Consider the following 21,879-nt stretch of genomic DNA (forward strand, 5'->3'; position numbering starts at 1 on the left):
TAAAATCTGCTTGTGCATCAACGTACATACAAATTTTTCGAGGAGGAATGAAAATGAAGATTGGTGCAAAAATTACAGGCGGTTTTTTAGTTGTAATTCTCTTAATGGCCATATCCGGTATTTTAGGTAGTTTCTTGTTAAATCGAATTGCTAATGTTAGTGATGCATTGCAGGACGTAAACCTGGTCTTATTAGAAAAGACCTATCAAGTTACTATTAATAACGGTTTAAAGGTAGCGGCGGCTCGGGGCTATGTAATTACCGGGAATCAGTCGTTTATGGGCGATTATAATAAACTGGTAGATCAGAACAAAGCGCTTTTGGATGAGCTGGAAGCAAAGTCAATTACCGAAAAGGGCAAACAATTTACGAGAGAAGCACGAAGTCTGGAGGAAGCTTACTCTGCCATTGTATTTTCTAAAATAGTGCCTTTGCGCAAAGAGGGGAAAGTTGAAGAAGTGCAGCAAGTGATGGCGGCGGAGCTGGCGCCGGCAGCAGTTGCTTCCCGTCAAAAACTCCAAGAATACATTGAATTTCGCAATAAACAGATTAATACCTCGTTTGAAGAGTCTCAGAATGACATTGAGAGCGCAAAAAAAACAACATGGATTAGTTTTATCATCGCGCTAGTGATTGCAGGAGCTACTACTTTTACGATTACTAAAATGATAACAAAACCCTTAACAGAAGCAACAGAACATTTGCGCCTGATGAGCGAAGGAGATTTTTCTAAAGATGTTTCAGAAGTGGTGCTAAAACGCAGTGATGAGTTTGGCCTAATGGGCAGAGCTTTTGAAGAAATGACGAAAAATATGCAGCATGTGTTGAAAAATATTGCTCAGTCTTCCGAGCATCTGGCCGCGTCAAGCGAGGAATTAACTGCCAGCGCTCAGCAATCAGCAGAAGCGGTATCCAATGTAGCTCACTCGATTCAAACCGTTGCCTCCGGGGCGGAAGAACAAGTGAATGCAGTGAATGAAACCTCCGCGGTGGTGGAAGAGATTTCAGCGACGTTGGAAGAAGTGGCTGCGACGGCTAATGAGATGACAGTGCTTGCCGAGAAAACGTCCTCCACTACCACTCAGGGGGGAACTTCAGTTGATAAGGCGGTATTGCAAATGTCTTCTGTAGGCCGCGAGGCGAAAGAAGCGCAAAAAGCCGCGGAAGAATTGAAGGAAGGGTCGCAGCAAATCGGTGAAATTGTAGATTTGATTTCTAATATCGCCGGGCAGACGAACCTTCTCGCTCTAAATGCGGCGATCGAAGCTGCGCGAGCTGGAGAAGCGGGAAGAGGCTTTGCCGTGGTAGCGGAAGAAGTTAGAAAACTTGCAGAGCAAAGTGAAGCAGCCGCCAGTAAAATTACGGAGCTGATTATCAAGAATAACGCAAGCATTGGAAATGTGGTTGGCACGATTGATTCGGCAATACGAGTTGTCGATCAAGGGGTTGAGTTGGTTAATGTGGCTGGCGGGAATTTTAGAGAAATTGGCGAGATGGTCGAAAATGTAACAAAACAAGTGGCGGTTATTTCCAAAGCCATTCATGAAGCGGCTATAGGCAGCCAGCAAATTGTGGCTTCGGTTCAAATCGTAGAAAACTTGAGTCGCGGAGCGGCTGCGGAGACGCAGACCGTATCGGCGGCATCAGAAGAGCAAGCTGCTTCTATGGAACAAATTGCTTCGTCTAGTCAAAATTTGGCGAAAATGGCAGAATCCTTGCAATCGCTAATAGGAAAGTTTAAAGTATAACTGCCTGAGAATAATAGTTTTCAATGAAAATAGAACGACGTCGACATAGGAAGCGATACAAACCTATGTCGACGTCTCCTGTTGTTTGCTGATAAGATAGAAGCATAGGAATAGCAATGTTGCTCCTTTTCTTGCGCGTAATTATATTTCATTTTAAGAGTTGGGGAAGGAGAGCGAGAATGGATTTCTTAAAAAGCAGCGTGAGCGGAAAAATGTTGCTGGCTGCTTTGGGGGCGGCGGTCGGGGGACCGTTATTGTTGGCGTTAACAGATTCGACCGCAATTTTGGCGGGCGGACTTTTTTGGTATGTGTTTTTCTTGCAATATCAGGCTTTTCGAAAACAAGAAGTGCAAAAAAAACAAATTGCTCAAGAAAAGATGTTGCGAGAAATAAGTTTTGGGTTATTCAACAATGTGTTGGAAGCAGATATTAGCGAAAATCGGGTTTTAGGAGAAAACGCCCGTAAGCTTTCGGATTTACTTGGCTTAAATAATTCCGATAACTATGAAGAAATAATTGAAGCGGTAGTTTCAAAATTAGTGAGAGAGGAATTTCGCGAGGAATACAAAAATAGATTTTCGCGGGAATCTATACTGAAGTTGTACCATTCCGGGCAGAACAGTTTTGAGTATGAATTTATTGAGCGCTCCGATGGAATTTCCTATGCGTGGGTGCAGACCGCTGTTTGTATTTATCGCTCTTTTGATACCGGAACGATACGGATTATTTCTCATGTGAAGAACATTCAGCAAAAAAAAGAAAAAGAACTTGCGATTCTTCAAAAGGCGCAGCGGGATTCTTTGACTAATTTGTATAATAAAATCGTTACGAAGGAACTCATTGATGAGTTTTTGATCTCTACAGGCGGCCAGGGAATGCATGCAGTTTATCTCATTGATATTGATAATTTCAAGTTTATTAATGATCACTTCGGCCATGCTTTTGGTGATGCTGTGCTGTCCAGGGTAGCTGAGAAATTGAATCGTTCCTTTAGAGCTTCCGATATTGTGGGGCGAATTGGAGGCGATGAGTTTTTAGTGCTTGCGAAAAATGTCGAGAATCGGTCGATTGTTTTGCGCAAAGCGGAAGAAACTTGCAAACATATGCATAACTTGCTTAAAGGCATCAGCGGGAACGCCAGTGCGGCGATAAGCATAGGGATTTGTATAGTTCCAGATGACGGAACTGTTTTTGATGAAGTGTATGTAAAAGCGGATGCAGCTCTTTATGCAGCGAAGAAAAAGGGGAAGAATACGTTTGTATTATATGAAACGCTGTAAAAGTTGAGAGTGAAAATAATTATGGTGTTAGCCTGTAGGTACTTATTTTGTATGAGTACATGCAGGCTTTTATTGTGTTTTAGAAAAAGTTGTATTATTATATAGTCTAGTGATAAAAACTATCATTGTTAATTAATTGTTAATTTTTAGGTGTGTTTTTAATGTGCATAGATCTCGAAAGTAGGATGGTGATAAAAGTGATCAATTTTTTTAAAAAAAAGACTCCCTGTGATGAAGCAGTTTGTATTTTGCAAAACGTTGAGGAACGCTTACAAGGAAAGCCCCATGCCTTTGGGACCTTAAAAGTTGAGTATCCAATACATAAGAGAATGTTAACTCAGTTTGAAAAATTGCTAAACAGTGAAGAGAAGATGTCTAGCTCATGTAAGCGCATGCTATCGACAGTTTCTTCGCTAAGCGAATTTGATGTCCGAATGACTCATTCTGCTTATGAGCTATCGCAGTTTGCCAAACAAATGGCATTAGTCAGTGAATCCAATTTAGCGGTCGTAGAAGAAATAACCGCGAGTATGAATGATGTGAATGAAACGGTGGAGCAGACTTCATTCAAGATGAAGGAGTTATCTGACTCCTCGAATACGTTGATCCAAAAGAACGATGAAAGTATGACGCAAATTGGAGAACTGGTAGATTTAAAAGAACATGTTGTTGAAGACACTAAGAAAATGAGCATTCAAATCGAAGAACTTACCACTATGGCGGAAAACATTAGCGAGATTGTGAATGGAGTGGCGGCGATTGCGGAACAAACGAATTTGTTGGCTTTAAATGCCTCAATTGAAGCGGCTAGAGCTGGTGAAATGGGGCGAGGCTTTGCTGTTGTGGCTTCGGAGATTCGCAAACTAGCAGATAGTACAAAGGAAAATTTACAAAATATGAGGGGCTTTGTAACCCATATTCAAGTGGCGGCTCAGGGCGGTAAAGAGAGCTTGCTCAATACATTAAGCTCGACTAACTTAATGAATGAAAAACTAGATACCATTTCAGGAACGATTCACGGAAATGTGGAAATGCTAAAGCATACTGTATTGGAAGTTAATGATATCTCGCAGATGATGGTTCACGTTAAGGAATCGGCGCAACAAGTCAATCAGGCGATGATGCTATCTGCTTCTGATGCGGAAAAGCTTCATGGCATGACGCAAGATATTCATAAGGATGCGGTGGAGAGCGAAGAAAACGCTAAACAGATTTCTCATATTGATACGGAATTGAGCGAGGTTGTGCGTGAAATGGTTGCCGCATTAAACGGAGGCATTCATTCTATTTCGAATCAAGACCTGTTGGCCAATTTAAAAAAAGCAAAAGAGGCTCATGGAAATTGGGTGAAAAATCTCAAGCGCATTGTTGAAGAAATGAAAATATATCCTATCCAAACGGATTCAAAACGCTGCGCTTTCGGTCATTTTTATCATTCCATTACGATGGAACATGTGGATGTGAAAGCGGAGTGGGCTTCGATCGATGAAATACATGATCAATTTCATAAAATTGGTGATAAAGTTGTAGAAGCTGTGCGTTTGGAAGACAAAAGCGCTGCGATTAGGCATCTTCAAGAGGCGGAGGAATTATCGAATAAGATCTTTGGGAAAATTGACAATACAGTTCGTATTATCGAAAGAAAAAGTGAAATTGGAGAAGAAGTGCTGCGATGAATGCTGCCACATAGCGACAATTTTTATAGTTCATACTGACGCAGGGGTGTTCTGACACTTCTGCGTCTTTTTTGAAGCAAAAAATAGGACCAAGGACTGAAACTATTGCAAACGAAAAGGGATTGTCTAAGCTGCCTAGAATAGTAAAAAAATGGCTTTTGCACTTTTGGCGCTAGTTCATGCTCTAGTTGAGAGGACTGCGTAGCTAGTAAGCTTATTCTATACCAAGCGGAGGGGTTCTATGTACGACTATAAAGGACGCTTAATGAATGCAAGGGTTAACGCCTTTTACTTTCCAGGTTTGTTATCTGCTTTGTCTATTACGGCGAGTATGTTTCTAGATATTGCGATTGTAGGACAGATGCTAGGCCCAGTCGCTATGGGGGCGGTCAATTTAGCCTTGCCCCTGACCATGGTGTTTAATATGGTATATATGCTATTGGGAATTGGCGGTGAAGTGTTGGTTTCAGCTGCGAAGGGAGCTGGCAATAAGCAGGAAGCCAATACGTTGTTTTCGTTGAGCATGTTTACCCTTATTGCGGTAAGCATTGTGATTATGATTGGAGGTCTTGGCGCTCGAGAGCTGATTGCTTTGACTTTAAGCGGTGGAAATGCCGAGATGGCGCCCTTGGTGTTGCGTTATATTGGCATTATGTTTGTAGTGGCGCCGCTGATGATTGGCATTACCAGTATGACTTATTTTGTCAAAGTAGATGCCCTGCCTAAACTTGCGGCAGGAGTTATGGTATTTGTAAATATAGTGAGCGTTGTCAGCAAGATTTTATACCTTGGACCCTTGCATTTAGGGATTGAAGGGGCGGCATATGGAACTATAACGGGCTTTGTCGCTGGATTTTTGCTATTAGTGCCGTATTTGTTTTGGCGCAGAAAAAGAACTCTTTCTTTTGTTCCTCTAGCTGTGAAAGATTTTCGGCGTTTAGGAAATATTATTATTGCAGGCCTTCCTTCGGCGATGGGGCAAGGGCTGGGAGCGGTGACAACGTTTTGCACTAATATAGTGATTCTGGATATTGCTGGTAAAAGCGGCATCGTTGTAAATACGGTCTGCTCTTCTATCTCTATTTTCATTTCTTCTTTTCGCTATGCTGCGACCAGTGCCATGGTTCCCATTGTTGGCGCTCTCTTTGGCGAAAGAGATTGGTGGTCAATGCATCAGGTGGCTATGCGCATTACTAAAATGGTTATGGGCTTTGTTATTGTTAGCATTTTTCTTATTGAATTGCTTCCTGGTAATTTATTGGCGTTTTTCGGAGTTCATGATGCGGCCATTATGGAAATGGGAGTGCCAGCCTTGCGAATTTATGCACTAGGATTTCTATTAAGTTCTTTGAGCTACATCTTAATGACGTATATGCAGACTACGGCTCGCAAGTTTTTTTCTATTGCCATCAGTGTGGGAACGGAGCTTTTGGCAATTTTCTTTATTTATTTGCTTGGATATTCATTGGGGAATATTGGAGTTTGGAGCCATACTATTGCAGCGCAGATAGTCTTGTTATTTTTGAGTATTTTAGCGGCTAAATACATTGGAAAAAAATTTAATGGCAAGTACCATGGTGTTTTTATACATGAGGTGCAGCCGGATTATGTCATGGGCAATTCAATTTATGCGACTCAAGAAGAGGCGGTTGGCTATACGGACATGATTGGAGAGTTTTTTGCGGCTAAGCAAATTTCACCAAAGGCTATAGGAGAGGCCCAAAAGCTACTGCACCAAGTTTTGATGGATATTGTGGAGAAAGAAAAGAATCCGCAAAAAACCATTGATATTATGGCATTATTACATGACGGGCATATAAAAATTCGTCTCCGTGACGACAGCGGCTTGGAGGAATCGTTACAACTGGAAAATGATGAGAGAATTGGCCGTTTGAGTGTGATGGGCTACAATAATACGTATATAAAAATTCCTGTTTAACGTATGGCTAGCAGATGTGGCTATAGAATCTGAAAGAATTAAAGGAGAGCGATAGCGTGAAAAAACAAGTAGACGTTTGGAAAATGGCGCTTAGTATGTTACTGCTTTTGGGGGTCATGGCGTATGCTCCGCAGCCGTTGGAAGCATTTAAATTAGAAGTTACCAATAATCAAGATCGTATCATGAATTGTGCGTTGGTGTATTTCGATAGTTCAGCCAAACGTTGGTCTTGCAGCGGCTGGTATAATGTGCCTGTGGGGGCAACGAAAAATTTTACGATCAGCAAAGCGGTTCAAACTTCTCATATGTACATGTATGCAAAAGCAGGCAATGCGGAGCTATGCGGCGGCAATGACGCTCCGTATATTACTCGCACGGTGATAAGCAATCAATTTCAGTACTATGACGGCAATAAATGCCCAGATGGACCTAATTCGCGGTCAGTACATTTTTACAAGTTTGCTATTGATGAGAATGATGCTGTTTCGATAGAGTGGGGAGCTGCGCGGCAACAGAAACAAAGCGCTGCGCAGAATGGGGGAGGACAAAGCGGCGGTATTACGCAGCAAGAAATGCAAGCGCTTCAATTATTGAATCAAGACCGAGTCAATAATGGCCTGGCGTCGCTTAAGGCAGACGCTAAGCTAACGCAAGTTGCCCGCAACCACGCTGCCGATATGGCAAAACAGAACTATCTTAACCATACCAATTTACAAGGGAAGTCTCCCTTTGATCGCTTGAAAGCGAATGGAATCTCCTACCGCTTAGCGGGTGAAAATATTGCCTATAATCATTCGCTCGAAGCGATGCAGGAGGCTTGGATGAATAGTCCCGGGCATCGGGCCAACATTCTTAATGCAGGGTATACTCATGCCGGCGTAGGGCTGTACACTAAAGAGGATGGCGCCATTTATGGCGTGCAATTGTTTGCTAGTTATTAATTTGAGATGAGTTTTGTTAAGGGATTGCTGTATTATAAAATCAATGAGGCAAGTGAAGGACGTTCTACCATAACTATAAAGGCTCCCGTGTTAAATTGCTTTAACGCGGGAGCCTTTATTCGAAATCATATTGACTAATCAACATATTTTCTCACCATGGCGAACGTTTCGGCATATTTTTTAAAGCTTTCCCAAATCACGCTAATCCATTTTTTCATGGTGTGCTCACCTCCTTAGGTTGCTTTCTTCTTTAATTCAATTATACACTGAAAATACATATGTGTATCACAAAAACACCAAATTAACTTTTTGACAACAGAAAATTAACAATTATAAATTGAGTGTTCAAATCAATTTGTTTAGTCAGGCTGCTTTTAAGATAAGCTTGTAAGGGAGAAAAGTTTTGCTTAAATTGTGATTTCAAGCAGGAATTGAGAACCTTAAATAGAAATTACTCTTAGAACACATTAATACTCAAGGAGGTAATCAAGATGAGTGAAGTAGTTTTCTATCGTTGTGAAACATGTGGTAATATTGTCGCTCTGATTAAAAATGGAGGCGGACCATTGGCTTGTTGCGGGCAAGCGATGACCGAGCTTTCGGCTAATTCTACCGATGCGGCACAAGAAAAACATGTGCCGGTTGTGACTAAAGAAGACGGCAAAATTAAAGTTGCCGTAGGTTCTACGTTACATCCGATGCTGCCGGAACATTACATTGAGTGGGTTGCCTTGGTAACCGAAGATCGGGTAGCGATTCGCTTCTTGAAACCAGGGGAAGAACCAAAAGCGGAGTTCTGTGAAATGCCTTCCGGTATTGTTTATGAATACTGCAATCTGCATGGCTTGTGGATGGCAAAATTCTAAAATGGAGAAAAGGGTCCTTGCGAGAGCAAGGACCCTTTTTTTTTGCTATACATGAAATATAAATTGGGCCTAGAAAAGTATGAACAATTGCAATAAATAGAAAGATGCGAGTCTTGCCTTTTATCAAGAAATTGAATATTACAATTCTTTAGAATAAAAGAGATAAAAGGAGAAAAAAGGCAAATTTTACTTTAAAAATATAAAATAAAATTAATTTTATCCGCAGCTATGACATTTTAGGGGCGATATGGCTCTTCTCTTTCGTTGCAATACTTTCGCAGTAGCAGTAAACTAAGAATAGATCAAATTAAGTTAGTTACTTAATTATCTTATATTGTTTTATCCTGACTGTTTGAAAATACTTAAGGGATATAGTCAGGGTAAGATATAAAAGGAGATGAGAAGATGGCTTTCAAAATGGGATTAGCAGCCTTTGCATTTATTGCACTGTCTTTTCTAGCGTTAGACCTAGTTCATCTGACCGGCGCAATTTGATCAGTTACCTAAATTTTATACATCAAAAAAACACCGTCCGTTTTGGATGGTGTTTTTTATTTGCTGGTTGCTTCTTGTATAATGGTGTAAAATGATCTGCAAAGAAAATATTTTTGGAGCTGAGGAAAGATACATTATGAGCAAAGTAGGTATTGTGGCGACCATAAAGAATATAGCCAGGATTCATACGGATTTTCCAACTAAGTTCGGCGTTCCCCGCCAAAGCGGATTGACTCCGTTAATGGCTACTATTGTTTTTGAACCGTTATATCGAGATCCTAGCGCCATTCGAGGGTTGGAGGGATTTTCTTATATCTGGCTTATTTGGCAGTTCTCTGAGGCGGTTGGCAGTAAAATATCGCCCACTGTGAGACCGCCGCGTTTAGGAGGCAACACCCGTATGGGAGTATTTGCAACGCGCTCGCCTTTTAGGCCTAATCATCTTGGCCTTTCTTCTGTTAAACTGGAAAAGATTGAGATGCATTCCCAGTGGGGACCTGTTTTGCATGTGTCTGGAGCGGATATGATCGATAATACGCCGATCTTTGATATTAAGCCATATCTTCCTTATGCGGATAGTCATCCAGAGGCGGCCTCTGGTTTTGCCGCTCCGCATGAAGCATATAAATTAAAAGTGGTTTTCCCGGAATGCTGGCTTTCTCTTATTCCGGAGTCGTTACGCCAGGGCTTGTGCAGTGTTTTGGAGCAAGATCCGCGACCAGCGTATGTTTCGGATTCTGAACGCATTTTTGGGATTCCTTTTGCTGGATTTGATGTTCGATTCATTGTAACCGAGGGCGTTCTTACAGTGGTGGAAATTGTGCGTCTTAAAGCATAATGCAAAGTGGTCAGCGTTATTTGAGAAATAGCGCTGACCACTTTGAGGAATGAGCTAAGCGTTAGCTTAATTCATCGATGCTTTTTAAAAAATGTTGTATCACTTGGCTATATTGACGATGGTTGTCAAAAATAGCAGCTCCGTGCTTGGAGTTAGCGAATAGGTACAATTGGCTGGGCCCTTTGGTGGCTTGCTGTAGTTCTAGGGACATGGAGGCGGGAATAAGCGTATCCGCTTCACCATGGAGATATAGGATGGGTGTTGTAACGTGGCGTACGGATTGCAGCGGCGAAGCCTCGTCAAAGGTAGAACGGGAATGAAAGTACGATATAAGATTTGCATACGGCAAGAGAATGCTGGCTACATCTAGCTTAGCAAGCCAAGGAGCAAGGGAATCCGTATAGGGGGATAGATACTGGCGTACATAGAGAGAGAGAAGCGTTTCAAAATCGGAATACGAGCTGTCGGCAACATAGAACGCTACTCGTTTATTTTCTTCGTTAAGCTCTGCGTGCAGTAATGCTGTGGCGGCGCCCATAGACAGCCCGTGAACGCCGATCACGCCGTTCGGTATGCGCTGCGCAAGCCAACTGACCCATTGATCTAAGTCGTATTTTTCCAAACTGCCCCAGGTAACGGAATCTCCGCCACTCTCGCCATGGGCGCGCGAATCGACCAGTAGCACATTAAAGCCAGCGCGAAGATAAATTTCCAGATAGTATAAGCCGATTGTGCGATTTTCCGTAAAGCCATGCAGAAAAATGACTGTTTTATCAGTTGATTTTGCATTCGGAATGAAGGTGCCGGACAAGGAATAGCCAAAAGGAGAAGAAATATGGATGTTCTCCCACTGGTAGCTGGCCGTGCCTTTATTCATCAGTTGTTGAAGAGAGTTGTGGCGGTTTTGCGTTTTCATTTGCGCAAAGAGGATGCTTGTTTCTTCATAGATTACGCTGCCTAGAAAGAGACCTGCTAGATTTAGGCAAAAAATAAGCAAGAGCGTCAAGGTGAGAAAACAAGTTTTCCAATATTCTTTTTGTCGTTGCTTTAATTCCCAGTCTATATTTGAATTCATATGCTGCCTCACAGTAGTTAGTGCCAATCAATAGAAATTACAATTTACTATTTATAATACAACTTTTAGTATGCTCCATGTCAAGGATAGGAAAAAGAACTCGGGAAATTATTTTTGCTTGTAAAAAGGAGTCTAAGAAAATGGCTGCTGTTTTTTATTATCAAACCGAGTTGGGCCTTTTGGGCATTGAAGAAAATGGAAAGGCACTGACTAAGGCGTATTTAGGAAAGACCGAATTGCCGCACGAAGCGGACTTGCGAGAAACCGCGTTGCTGCAGGAAGCGGGACGGCAAGTGAAAGAGTATTTGGCAGGAGTACGCACAGAATTTACCCTGCCGTTAGCTCCGGCGGGAACGGATTTTCAACGGCGCGTGTGGGCGGCCTTGCAGAAAATACCTTATGGCGAGACGCGAACCTATGGCGACATGGCTGTATGTGTAGGATGTCCTAAAGGGGCTCGCGCCGTAGGGCGGGCTAATCACAACAATCCGTTGCTGCTCTTTATTCCTTGTCACCGAATTGTAGGGGCGGCTGGGGGACTTGTGGGCTATGCCGGGGGGCTGGAGGCCAAGGAATATCTTCTGAAGCTGGAAAGCCATGTTGCAGGGGGAATATTGTGAATCATAGTATTCGAGAAATGCTGGCGGAAATGGCAGAACCGAAGTACCAGCAGTTTGCCGCGTCGTTGTTGCCGAACGTAGATAACTTGTTGGGGATACGACTACCGTTGCTGCGGAAGCTGGCTCAAAAGATGGCAAAAGAGGATTGGAGAAGGTATATAAAAAGCGAAGATGTTTGTTATTTTGAAGAAACCATGCTGCAAGGCATGATTTTGGGGTATGCGAAGGCCGATATCGAAGAGCTTCTTTCGTATGTCGTTGATTTTGTGCCGCGTATTGATAATTGGTCAATTTGTGATAGCTTTTGCAACGGATTGAAATTTACCAAGAACCATAAAGAGCGGGTTTGGGACTTTTTACAGCCGTACCTAGTATCGGAACAAGAATATGAAATTCGCTTTGGCGTCGTTATGTTGCTCAGCTTTTATATCGAGGAAGAATATATCGATTCGTTATTGCTTCGCTTGCATGCGCTGCGCCATGAGGGATATTACGCTAAAATGGCGGTGGCTTGGGCGCTTTCGCTATGCTATGTGAAATTTCCGGAGCTGACTTTGGCATCGTTGCAAAGCAGTCCGCTGGATACGTTTACGTATAATAAGGCCTTGCAAAAAATTACGGAGTCGTATCGCGTGGATGCAGCGAGTAAAATCAAAATCCGCAGCATGAGACGGAAGTAACTTTCGAGCGATAGTAAAGGGTGAGGGATAATGATTATCAGCGCCAGCAGGCGGACGGATATTCCGGCGCTTTATTCGGAGTGGTTTTTTAGGCGTCTTCAAGAAGGGCTTGTATATGTTCCGAATCCGCGCAATTCGAAGCGCCTGACGAAAGTAGAGCTTGATCCAGTTGGCGTGGACTGCTTGGTGTTCTGGACGAAGAATCCGCGGGCTATGCTGTCCAAGCTGCCTGCTCTGGATGCCATGGGGTATCGTTACTATTTTCAGTTTACCCTTACTCCGTATGATCAGAATTTGGAAAAGAGGCTGCCGCCTAAAACGGAGCTGATAGAAACCTTTAAGCGCTTGAGCGACAAAGTGGGACCGCATCGCGTGATTTGGCGTTACGATCCCATTATTTTCAGCGAAAAATTTGATGAAGCATACCATTTGCAGCAATTTGAAGCCATCTGTAAAGCTCTTGCAGGCTATACAAAACAGTGTACAATCAGCTTTTTGGATATGTACGCGAAAATACGAGGACGCATGAAAATAATGGGATTCCGAGAAGCCGAGGAAACAATGCGAAAGCGGTTTTCGCAAGGAGTTGTTGCCATTGCCAAGGAGCATAAGCTTGTTGTGGCAAGCTGTTCTGAGCAAGGCGATCTGGCTGCCTGCGGCATTAAGCCGGCTTCTTGTATTGATGCCGCTTTGATCGCGCAGCTTGCAGGTTATCCTCTGGCAGCGAAAAAGGACGCGAATCAACGAAACGCTTGCGGGTGTTGTGAGAGCATTGATATAGGCGTTTATGACAGTTGTTCCTTAGGGTGTGTATATTGCTATGCTACGACTAGCGAGGAAAAGGCTTTGCAATTCACTAAGCAGCATGATCCGCATAGTCCCATGCTGTCTGGATACCTGCGAGATGAAGTTGTGACGGTGAAAAAAACGCTGTCATCTAAAACTGCACAGCTTACTTTGTTTTGATGATTTCTAAAGAGCGGAGAGGTTTTTGTCGTAGGAGCTGGAATAGTGACTCAAGAAGGTGAAACGCGAATTTTTGCTTACAGCAAATAGTGGAGATAACCGTACTGGCTTGGAATCGCGTAACATCTGTGTGTGACGTTGATTAGCGGGCCGGGGAAAGGCGGTGAGAAAAATGGATTATACAGGAAAAATTGTCTTGGTGACGGGCGGCGCGAACGGCATCGGCGAAACGATCAGCCGGGCGTACGTGCAAGCAGGAGCGACGGTAGTGATTGCGGATATTGACGAGGCTAAAGGGCAACTGCTGGCGCAGGAGGAGCGGATTATTTTTTATGCGTTGGATTTGACCCAGGCAACGGCTATACAAGGGCTTTTTCGTTTTCTTGCTGAAACCTATCGGAAAATTGATATTCTCATCAATAATGCAGGGAAGAGTTGCTTTAAGCCGATAGAAACACTAAGCGTGGAGGAATGGGATGAAGTACTCCATTTGAACTTGCGGGCCTCTTTTATTACAGCGCAAGAATTTGCTAAGCTGCACCGGCAGGGAACATACGGGAGAATTATTAACATTGCCTCTACTCGTTATTTAATGTCAGAACCTCATTCCGAAGCCTATGCCGCTTCCAAGGGAGGTCTTGTGGCGCTGACGCATGCTTTGGCCTTGTCTTTAAGCTCCAAGGAGCTTACGGTCAATGCCATCAGTCCGGGCTGGATTGAAACTCGCAGTTACGAGAAATTGACGGCGGCTGACCACGGGCAGCATCCGGCGGGACGCGTAGGAAGGCCCGAGGATATCGCACAGGCGTGTTTATTTTTAAGTGATGCTGAAAATTCGTTTATAACCGGACAGAATCTTGTTATTGACGGCGGCATGACCAAAAAGATGATTTACATGGAATAAAGAAAATCCCTGGGCGATGCGGCGCAACTTAGCATCTCCCAGGGATTTCAGCGTTTTTAATAGCGATGCGAGACAAAGGTTCGGTATAAGATATAGAGATAGGAGCCAAGAAATACACACCAAAGGAAAAGCGTATGGCGCAGAAAATATTCGGACCAATACGTTCCCACTAAGATGCCTAGTGAGATCAGGGTGAGTTTTAAAAATCCAAAATCCACGAGGGAATAATTTCTAGCAGAACGCAGGGCGCGGTTGAGCCAACGTTTCATGGTCATCCCCTCCTATAACTATGAAATTTTTAAATGCTAGTGCAAAATATATCTTCTTACTTATAGTATACTCTTTTAGACGCGGAGATGGAATAATATAGTAAGAACCTAGAGGGGTTTGTAAAAAGATATAGAAGAGAATATAGGATACGTTTGAGTAGTTTAGATTAGTTTGCAGATGCAGGAGAATACGAATGAAGCAAAGCGAGAGGATTTATGGAACCCCTCCGGGTATTGGATGTTCCGTTTCCCGGGCGGACGCAAAGACGAAGGTGACCGGTCAAGAGGCGTATGCTGCGGACCATTATCCAAAAGGTTGCTTATGGGCCGGAGTAAAGCGTTCTTGCCAAGCCCATGCCCGTATTGTTTCAGTGGACGTGGAAGCGGCCCTGCAATTGCCTGGCGTGGTGGCGGTATTGACCAGCCGGGATATAGAAGGAAGCAATCGGTTGGGGATTTTTGAAAAAGATCAGCCGATTTTAGCAGAAGAGGTTGTGCGCTATTACGGAGAGGCGATCGTTTTAGTAGTAGCTGAAACCAAGGATGGATTAGAGCGGGCGTTGGATGCGATTCGGATTGAATATGAAAAATTGGAAGCGCTTCTAGATTCCAGGCTGGCGTTGTTGCCGGAAAGCCCGGCGATTCACCCTGGACGCGCAGACGGCAATGTGCTGCTGCGCGATGAAATTTGCTGCGGTCGTGGTGCAACAGCGCTAGCTGAATGTACATTTACGGTAGAGGTGTCTGTTGAAGTTAACTGGCAGGATCATGCATTTTTAGAAACTGAAGCGGGAATGGCCAAAGTAGAGGAAGATGGCTCCATTACCCTGGTGGTGGCTACGCAAACTCCTTTTCGAGATCGGTTGGAGCTGGGGGAAGCCCTCAAAGTGCCGCCGACAAAGCTGCATATCATGGCGCCGTATCTTGGCGGAGCGTTTGGAGGTAAAGACGGGATTACAGTACAGGGATTTCTCGTGTTAGCGGCCTTGCATGCCGATGGCCGGCCGGTACGCATGCAATATACGCGAGAAGAGCGCTTTGTGGCCGGTACTAAGAGGCATCCGGCGCAGATGACTTATCGCCTGGGGTGTGATTGTGAAGGACAATTGCAAGCTTTAGACTGTGAACTTTTATTTGATACAGGCGCTTACGCCGCTATGGGCGCGGAAGTATTCGCGTTGGCCATGGAACATGCAGGAGGGCCTTATCGCATTCCTAATGCATGTATTTCCGGTGCTGTTGTTTATACTAATAATCCTCTTGCCAGCGCTTTTCGCGGCTTTGGCGTACCCCAAGCGGCAGCCGGCGTTGAACAGGCGATGGATGAGCTAGCAAAATGCGCAGGCTATGATCCGCTGGAGTTTCGGTTGCGAAACGCAGTACAGCGGGGCGGTATAACTCCTGCAGGCGTACGGCTTTCCCAAAGCGTCGGCTTAACAGAATGCTTAAAGAAGCTGGCGGCGCATCCGTTGTGGACGCAACGCCAAGTATGGCGTGAAGAGGCCCCTGCTTTCAAGCGAAGGGGCGTGGGCATAGCCGCCTGTTATCATGCGGTAGGATTTGGACCGATTATTCCGGACTATGCTAATGCTAAACTGGAAATGAAAGCAGATGGCCGTCTGTGCGTCTATGCCGGGGTCGCAGACATGGGGCAGGGCAACGTTTCAACGTATTTGCAAATCGCGGGGCATTTGCTGTCTCAAGATATGGAAGAGATGGAATTGGTGCTGCCGGATACGTCTCAAACGCTGCCGTCTTGCTCTTCGTCAGCCAGCAGGACGACTTTTACCTATGGCAAGGCGTTGGAAGGAGCGGCTGGAATCTTGAAGGAACGCCTCTTGGCGCGGGCCGTGATGCTGTTTACCTTTCAATTTTTGGAACAAGTGCATATAGATGACTTATTACTTTGTCCGGGAAGGATTGTTCATCAACCGTCGGGGCGGGAAGTGCCGCTGACTTTGCTGGCTGGCTTTATGGATCCCAGTGAGCGAATGGTTACCTATAGCTATACCTGCCCGGTCAATAAGCAAGTGCCGGAGAGCGGGAAAAAGCTGCGCAAGCATGGGTTTCCTCATCGTGTTTTCGCTTACGGAGCGCAATTGGTCCGCTTAGAAGCGGACACGTTGAGCGGTGAAGTGAAGGTTTGCGATTTTTTGAACTGCATTGATGCGGGCAATGTGCTTAATCCGCAGGTTTTTGAACAGCAGATTCAAGGCGGAGCGGCCCAAGGCATCGGCTACGCCTTGTTTGAGGATTTTGTCTTACAGGACGGGGAAGTGAGGACACGCGATTTTTCAACGTATATTCTCCCTACGGCCTTGGACCTTCCGGCAATGGAAACAGTAACCGCCAGCCTTTATGAAGACGACGGCCCTTTTGGCATGAAGGGAGCGGGGGAAATTAGCATTGACGGCGTACTGCCGGCGGTTGCCAACGGCCTTGCTTCAATCACCGGAAATCGTCTTGCCCAAGGGACGCTTACAGGGGAAAAAGTGCTGGCCGCCTTGCGGCAAGCTGGTTTGGAGGCGGTACGATGAATGTGTCTTTTGTATTGAACGGTAAACAAGTAAGCATTGATACGCCGCCGGATCGCAGGGTAGTTGATTTACTGCGGGAAGATTTTGGCTTGATAGGAACGAAAGAATGCTGCGGCGAAGGAGAATGCGGCGCTTGTACGATTTTAGTGAATCGCTCCAGCCGCTTATCTTGCCTGATGGCGGCGGCGCAGCTAGAGGGTGCGGACATAGTAACCATCGAAGGCGTAGCGACGGAAGAAAATTTGTCTGTTGTCCAACAGGCTTTTATTGACTGCGGCGCTGTGCAGTGCGGCTTTTGCACACCCGGGATGGTGTTGGCAGTACTCGATCTGTTGTATCGCAACCCGCTGCCATCGGAAGCGGAGGTGCGAGAGGGGATTAGCGGCAATTTATGCCGTTGCACTGGTTACCAAAAAATCGTGGAGGCGGCTTTAATGGCAGCGGCCAAACTGCAGGGGAGGACAAGCTAATGGAGATCCTATTTCCTCGCACTGTTGCAGAAATGCAGGAGCTATTGGCGGTGCAGCCAACTGGTCGTGTCATTGCCGGCGGCACTGATTTTTGGGTGCGGCAGCGCAGGCTGCCTGCGCCTCCTGTCTTGTTTTCCGCGGAACGTTTGGAGGAATTGCAGCAGGTTGAAGTACGCAAACATGGTCTTTTCATTGGCGCTGGAGTTACCTATCAGCAGTTGCTGGATCTGCCGAAGCTGGAAGAATGCTTTCCGGCGTTGCGGCAGGCAATCGCGGTTGTGGGGTCGCCTCCCATACGTCACAGCGCTACCTTAGTCGGCAATGTCTGTACAGCTTCGCCTGCAGGCGATACATTGCCGCCGCTATACGTGTTGGAAGCCTCTGTGGAGGTGGCAGGAGAAAAAGGGCGGCGAAGTTTGCCCATTGAGGAGTTTATTGAAGGCCCGGGGCGGATTGGGCTGGCGGCCGGCGAGTTTGTGACAGGCGTGCAAATTCCTTGGGCTGAGGAGCAAGTAAGTTCTGCTTATTTTAAAGTGGGCCGCCGCAAGGCCTTGGCTATTTCAATTGCCAGTTTAGCGGCGCAATGGAAACTGCAAGCAGATAAAACCATAGCCTGCATGAAGCTGGCTTGGGGCAGCGTAGGCCCCACGGTGGTGCGCCTGCCTCAGGTAGAGGCATTTTTGCAGGGGAAGCCGTTGAACGACGAAGTGTTGCGTCGTGCAGGAGAACTGGTGAAAGACGGGGTAACGCCGATTGACGATATTCGCGCTAGCGCGGCGTACCGACGGCAACTGGCAGGTAATTTGCTTCTGCGTCTCAGTAATTAAAAGTTTGTGCAGTAAAGAAAGGGGTTATCCTATGGAAATTTCAGTACGAAATGAAGCGACATGTACAGTGATTGCCGTAACAGGACGTCTTGATACAAGAACCGCGCCGGAGTGGGAAAAGCAGTGCGGCGATATTATTCAAAACGGAGGGACTAAGTTTGTTTTGGATTTGACGTCATTGGAGTACGTCAGCAGCGCCGGGCTGCGCTGCGTTTTGGCGATCGCCAAGAAACTAAAGGCGTCAGGGGGAGCGTTGGCTCTTTGCGGTTTGTCGGGCTTGGTGCAGGAGGTATTTTCCGTATCCGGCTTTGACAGTTTTTTCCCAGTGTACGAAACAGCGGAAGAAGCGGTTGCGAATTTTTGAGAATAGCATAGGAGGTAGTGCTATGTCATCGACTACAGCGAGTCGCATTTTTGCGGCGCAAGATGAAAATGTACCGGCTATTACTGCCTTTATTACCGAACAGGCGGAACAGGCGGGAGTAAGTCCGAAACGGATTTTGCAATTAGAACTGGTCATTGAAGAAGTGGTCGTGAATATCTGCCATTATGCCTATGAAGTGCCGCCAGGAGAAGTGGTGATTCGCACCTATTGCGAAGAGGATAAATTTGGCATTGAATTTGAAGACAGCGGTATTCCTTTCGACCCTCTGGCGGCAGCGGAACCGGATTTGAAAGCAGGCTTAAATGAGCGGGAAGCCGGAGGGCTTGGTATTTTTCTCGTGCGGCGTATGACCGATGAAGTGCATTACCGCCGAATTGGTGGACAAAATATTTTGGCGGTAGCTGTTTCACGCTTATGAAAAAAAGGCTGTATGTAATTTTCGGGGTTGCGCTTCTGGGACTTTGCCTGCTCTTTTGGCAGAAGCCGGGAGTGGCGGAGGAACAAGAACGTGAAGGCAAGAAGCCTTTTACCTTGATTCTGCAATGGGTGCCGCAAGCGCAGTTTGCCGGATACTATGTGGCCTTGGAGAAGGGGCTGTACAGAGAAAAGGGCCTAGACGTCCGCATTATCAGGGGCGGAGCGGATCGAAGCGGCGTGGACTATGTACAACGAGGCGAAGCGGACTTTGCGGTGCTGTTTCTGTCAGGCGCCTTAGCGGCGCGTGATCAAGGCGTGCCGCTAGTGAATGTGGCGCAAGTTGTCAATCAATCCAATTTAATGCTTATTGGCTGGAAGGATCAGGGGATCGAAAGCGTGCAGCAATTGCATGGCAAAAAGATCAGTCTTTGGGGCGGCGTGTTTCAGGCTGATTTTCAAAGTTTTTTTGCCGCGAGAGGACTTCAGCCGCAGTTTTTGCCGCAGTACTACTCGGTGAACTTGTTTATTAACAGAGGTGTTGCAGCTTGCTCGGCTATGCATTACAACGAATACCATGTTTTGTATCAAGCAGGCATTGATGCTCAGCAATTGAGTACGTTTTTTATGAAAGACTACGGCTGCGGGTTTCCGGAAGATGGCTTGTATTGCTTGGAGAGTACCTGGAAAGAGCATCCCCAAGAAAGTCGGGCGTTTGCAGAAGCTTCTCTGGCTGGCTGGCAGTATGCGGCCGAGCATGAAGAAGAAGCTCTAGACATAGTGATGAAGCATGTCCAAGAGGCCAATTTGCCAACGAATCGCGCACATATGCGCTGGATGCTGAAAACCATTTTGGCGACCATTATTCCAGAGGGCAATTCTTCCTGGAAGTTGGGCGTACTGGCTAAGGCGGATTATCGGCGAACAGTAGAGGCGCTGCAATGGCATGGCTTGCTCCGCACCAATCCTTCTTATGAAAATTTTTACCGGGGGATAGGCAATGATGTTCAATAAATGGAGCCTTACATGGCGGCTGACAGTTCTCATTATGGCGGGAGTCGGCACCATTCTGACAGCGGTGATTGGCTATAGCTATTTTTCAGCCAAACAATTGCTGGAAGAAGAGATGATGAAAGAGGCTCAGCATGTAGCGGCAGCGGTCACTTCACGAATCGAAGTTTCTTCAAGGCGCGTGGAAGGCATGGCGCAGGGACTGGCGGCAGTAATGGAAGTTATGCCGGTTTCTACGGAGCAGTCCTATCAGTTGATGGAAAAGTTTTTGCAAGGCCAAGAGGATGTGTTTGGTACGGCGGTTGCTTTACGGGCAACTAAAAGCCATCCGGTCGGCATCGGAACTTATCTGTATCGCACCTATGGGGGCTTGCAGAAGATTTCGTTAGGATCGGTGCAAGCTTATGAAACAAAGGACTGGTATTTACTTCCCGTAGAGATGAAAAGCGCTGTTTGGAGCGAACCCTATTTTGACGAGGGCATTAGCAATGTGTTAATGGCGACCTATTCGGCGCCTGTTTTTTCTGCGTCTGAGCCAGGTGTCGTGCGGGGGATTGTAACAGGGGATATGTCCCTGAGTATTCTTTCGGAGCTTTTGGAGTCCTTGGAGTTAGGTCGAGAAAATTACGCTTTTATTATTTCCGGACAAGGGCGGTTTATTGCGCACCCCACTAGCGGCTATGTCATGCGGGAGTCTATTTTCAGCGTGGCTGAGGACTTGCAAGACGTCGGGCTGCGCGAATTGGGGCAAAAAATGATTCAAGGACAAAAAGGCTATGTTTCTCATACCAGCAAAGTAAATGGTAAAACCGGCTGGGTGATGTATATGCCGATCCCTTCTACCGGCTGGTCTTTGGGTATCTTTTTTTCGCGTGATGAGCTTATGGCGCGTGTCTTTGATTTGAGTCGCACCCAATGGTATTTAGGGATTGGCGGCTTTTTGCTGCTTTGTCTTGTGGTACTTGGTATCGCCCGTTCCATTACTAGGCCGTTGCGCCAACTCGAGCAGGCTACGCAAAAGCTGGCGGCAGGAAATTTTGAGGCGACGATTCCGGCTATTTCCGGGCGGGATGAAGTGGCGCGCTTGGCGGAAGCTTTCATGATTATGATCAGCGAACTGAAAATTTACATGGAAATGATGCAGGCCACTGTGGCGGCAAAAGAACGCATTGCCAGCGAATTGCGTATCGCCAGCTCCATTCAAATGGGGCTGGTGCCGAAAGAATTTCCTCCTTTCCCGGAGCGTAGAGAATTTGATCTTTTTGCATTGCTGGAGCCGGCCAGGGAAGTGGGGGGAGATTTTTACGATTTCTTCTTCCAGGATGAGGAGACGGAAACCTTATATTTAGTGATTGGCGACGTATCGGATAAAGGGATGGGCGCGGCTTTGTTTATGGCCATTGCCAGAACCCTTCTGCGCTCGTTGGTGCGCGAAAAACGCGAGCCAGGAGAGCTGCTGGAGCGCCTGAACGATGAATTATCCCGCAACAATGAATCCTGCATGTTTGTCACCTTGTTTTGTGCGGCAGTCCACTTGCCAAGCGGCGCCTGCCGCTACGCCAGCGGCGGCCATTGTCCGCCCATGCTGCTTAAACCAACAGGACAACTAGTGTTTCTGAATCAAGCTAAGGGACCGGTTATCGGCGGCATGGAAGGGATGCTCTATACGGAAGGAAACTGTTTGTTGGAGACCGGGGATATGCTGCTCTTATATACAGACGGCGTAACCGAGGCAGCTACTAAGGAGGATGAGCTTTTTGGGGAGGCGCGCTTAGAAACGGCGTTTTGCACTCGCCCTAAGGCCGCTCCTGATGTATTGCTGCGCGAGATAAGAGTGGAGCTGAATGACTTTGCCGCAGGGGCGGAGCAGTCGGATGATATTACTATGCTGGCGTTTCGCTATTGGGGATTGAAATAACAGGCGGCGTAATTTGGGCG

General features: G+C 46.0%; 20 protein-coding genes. 18 read left to right on the plus strand and 2 right to left on the minus strand.

The genetic code is table 11. From position 1 onward, the window contains the following. The first annotated feature begins 53 nt into the window (after nt 1-53). From C508_RS18155 to tsaA, 7 genes are all read left to right on the plus strand, one after another. The gene (locus C508_RS18155; protein WP_018703076.1) at nt 54-1,748 is read left to right on the plus strand and encodes a methyl-accepting chemotaxis protein; all 1,695 of its coding nucleotides are present in this window, start codon (nt 54-56) and stop codon (nt 1,746-1,748) included. Between the two features lie 179 nt (nt 1,749-1,927). Next, the gene (locus tag C508_RS0108230; protein WP_018703077.1) at nt 1,928-3,028 is read left to right on the plus strand and encodes a GGDEF domain-containing protein; all 1,101 of its coding nucleotides are present in this window, start codon (nt 1,928-1,930) and stop codon (nt 3,026-3,028) included. Nucleotides 3,029-3,216: 188 nt separating this feature from the next. Next, nucleotides 3,217-4,704 carry a methyl-accepting chemotaxis protein gene (locus C508_RS0108235; RefSeq protein ID WP_215731961.1) on the plus strand — a complete coding sequence of 496 codons (1,488 nt, stop codon included), beginning with the start codon at nt 3,217-3,219 and terminating at the stop codon, nt 4,702-4,704. 241 nt (nt 4,705-4,945) lie between these two features. Beyond that, entirely contained in the window at nt 4,946-6,643 is a 1,698-nt protein-coding gene (locus C508_RS0108240; RefSeq protein WP_018703079.1) for an MATE family efflux transporter, read from the plus strand. Nucleotides 6,644-6,699: 56 nt separating this feature from the next. Then, nucleotides 6,700-7,584, plus strand: a complete 885-nt coding sequence (locus C508_RS19445; RefSeq protein ID WP_018703080.1) for a CAP domain-containing protein — start codon at nt 6,700-6,702, stop codon at nt 7,582-7,584. 491 nt (nt 7,585-8,075) lie between these two features. Beyond that, nucleotides 8,076-8,450 carry a desulfoferrodoxin gene (locus tag C508_RS0108255; protein WP_018703081.1) on the plus strand — a complete coding sequence of 125 codons (375 nt, stop codon included), beginning with the start codon at nt 8,076-8,078 and terminating at the stop codon, nt 8,448-8,450. A gap of 631 nt (nt 8,451-9,081) precedes the next feature. Beyond that, nucleotides 9,082-9,783: a tRNA (N6-threonylcarbamoyladenosine(37)-N6)-methyltransferase TrmO gene (gene tsaA / locus C508_RS0108265; RefSeq protein WP_018703083.1), complete on the plus strand. Its 702-nt coding sequence runs from the start codon at nt 9,082-9,084 to the stop codon at nt 9,781-9,783. 61 nt (nt 9,784-9,844) lie between these two features. Here the strand turns inward: tsaA and C508_RS0108270 are convergent, their stop codons facing one another. Beyond that, complete coding sequence (locus C508_RS0108270; protein ID WP_018703084.1) at nt 9,845-10,858, minus strand: alpha/beta hydrolase; 1,014 nt, start codon at nt 10,856-10,858, stop codon at nt 9,845-9,847. A 140-nt stretch (nt 10,859-10,998) separates the two neighbouring features. On the opposite strand from C508_RS0108270, the gene C508_RS0108275 reads away from it, so the two are divergent. The 4 genes from C508_RS0108275 (at nt 10,999) to C508_RS0108290 (ending at nt 14,028) form a co-directional block, all read left to right on the plus strand. Beyond that, a complete protein-coding gene (locus C508_RS0108275) occupies nt 10,999-11,478 on the plus strand; it encodes a methylated-DNA--[protein]-cysteine S-methyltransferase (RefSeq protein WP_018703085.1) in 480 nt (159 codons plus the stop codon). After that, complete coding sequence (locus tag C508_RS0108280) at nt 11,475-12,158, plus strand: DNA alkylation repair protein (protein WP_018703086.1); 684 nt, start codon at nt 11,475-11,477, stop codon at nt 12,156-12,158. The genes C508_RS0108275 and C508_RS0108280 overlap by 4 nt, the downstream gene beginning before the upstream one ends. Before the next feature lie 30 nt (nt 12,159-12,188). After that, on the plus strand, nt 12,189-13,124 hold the full coding sequence (locus C508_RS0108285; RefSeq protein ID WP_018703087.1) for a DUF1848 domain-containing protein: 936 nt from the start codon (nt 12,189-12,191) through the stop codon (nt 13,122-13,124). Nucleotides 13,125-13,296: 172 nt separating this feature from the next. Next, complete coding sequence (locus C508_RS0108290) at nt 13,297-14,028, plus strand: SDR family NAD(P)-dependent oxidoreductase (protein ID WP_018703088.1); 732 nt, start codon at nt 13,297-13,299, stop codon at nt 14,026-14,028. Nucleotides 14,029-14,084: 56 nt separating this feature from the next. On the opposite strand, the gene C508_RS0108295 is transcribed toward C508_RS0108290, so the two are convergent. Then, nucleotides 14,085-14,297: a hypothetical protein gene (locus tag C508_RS0108295; protein WP_018703089.1), complete on the minus strand. Its 213-nt coding sequence runs from the start codon at nt 14,295-14,297 to the stop codon at nt 14,085-14,087. 194 nt (nt 14,298-14,491) lie between these two features. Here C508_RS0108295 and C508_RS0108300 point away from each other — a divergent pair, with 194 nt between their 5' ends. Genes C508_RS0108300 through C508_RS0108330 form a run of 7 tightly spaced genes read left to right on the plus strand, consistent with a single transcriptional unit; the run spans nt 14,492 to nt 21,859 of the window. Continuing rightward, nucleotides 14,492-16,834 (plus strand): xanthine dehydrogenase family protein molybdopterin-binding subunit, encoded by a 2,343-nt coding sequence (locus C508_RS0108300; protein ID WP_018703090.1) that lies wholly within the window; start codon nt 14,492-14,494, stop codon nt 16,832-16,834. Beyond that, on the plus strand, nt 16,831-17,304 hold the full coding sequence (locus tag C508_RS0108305; protein WP_018703091.1) for a (2Fe-2S)-binding protein: 474 nt from the start codon (nt 16,831-16,833) through the stop codon (nt 17,302-17,304). Before C508_RS0108300 ends, C508_RS0108305 begins: the two co-directional genes overlap by 4 nt. Next, the gene (locus C508_RS0108310; RefSeq protein WP_018703092.1) at nt 17,304-18,131 is read left to right on the plus strand and encodes an FAD binding domain-containing protein; all 828 of its coding nucleotides are present in this window, start codon (nt 17,304-17,306) and stop codon (nt 18,129-18,131) included. Before C508_RS0108305 ends, C508_RS0108310 begins: the two co-directional genes overlap by 1 nt. 31 nt (nt 18,132-18,162) lie before the next feature. Beyond that, nucleotides 18,163-18,495, plus strand: a complete 333-nt coding sequence (locus C508_RS0108315; protein WP_018703093.1) for an STAS domain-containing protein — start codon at nt 18,163-18,165, stop codon at nt 18,493-18,495. A 22-nt stretch (nt 18,496-18,517) separates the two neighbouring features. Beyond that, nucleotides 18,518-18,934: an ATP-binding protein gene (locus C508_RS0108320; RefSeq protein WP_018703094.1), complete on the plus strand. Its 417-nt coding sequence runs from the start codon at nt 18,518-18,520 to the stop codon at nt 18,932-18,934. Next, a complete protein-coding gene (locus C508_RS0108325) occupies nt 18,931-19,944 on the plus strand; it encodes an ABC transporter substrate-binding protein (RefSeq protein WP_018703095.1) in 1,014 nt (337 codons plus the stop codon). The genes C508_RS0108320 and C508_RS0108325 overlap by 4 nt, the downstream gene beginning before the upstream one ends. Next, nucleotides 19,931-21,859: a SpoIIE family protein phosphatase gene (locus C508_RS0108330; protein WP_018703096.1), complete on the plus strand. Its 1,929-nt coding sequence runs from the start codon at nt 19,931-19,933 to the stop codon at nt 21,857-21,859. The genes C508_RS0108325 and C508_RS0108330 overlap by 14 nt, the downstream gene beginning before the upstream one ends. The last annotated feature ends 20 nt before the right edge of the window (nt 21,860-21,879 follow it).

Origin of the sequence: Anaeromusa acidaminophila DSM 3853, from assembly GCF_000374545.1 — a bacterium.
Lineage (GTDB): Bacteria > Bacillota > Negativicutes > Anaeromusales > Anaeromusaceae > Anaeromusa > Anaeromusa acidaminophila.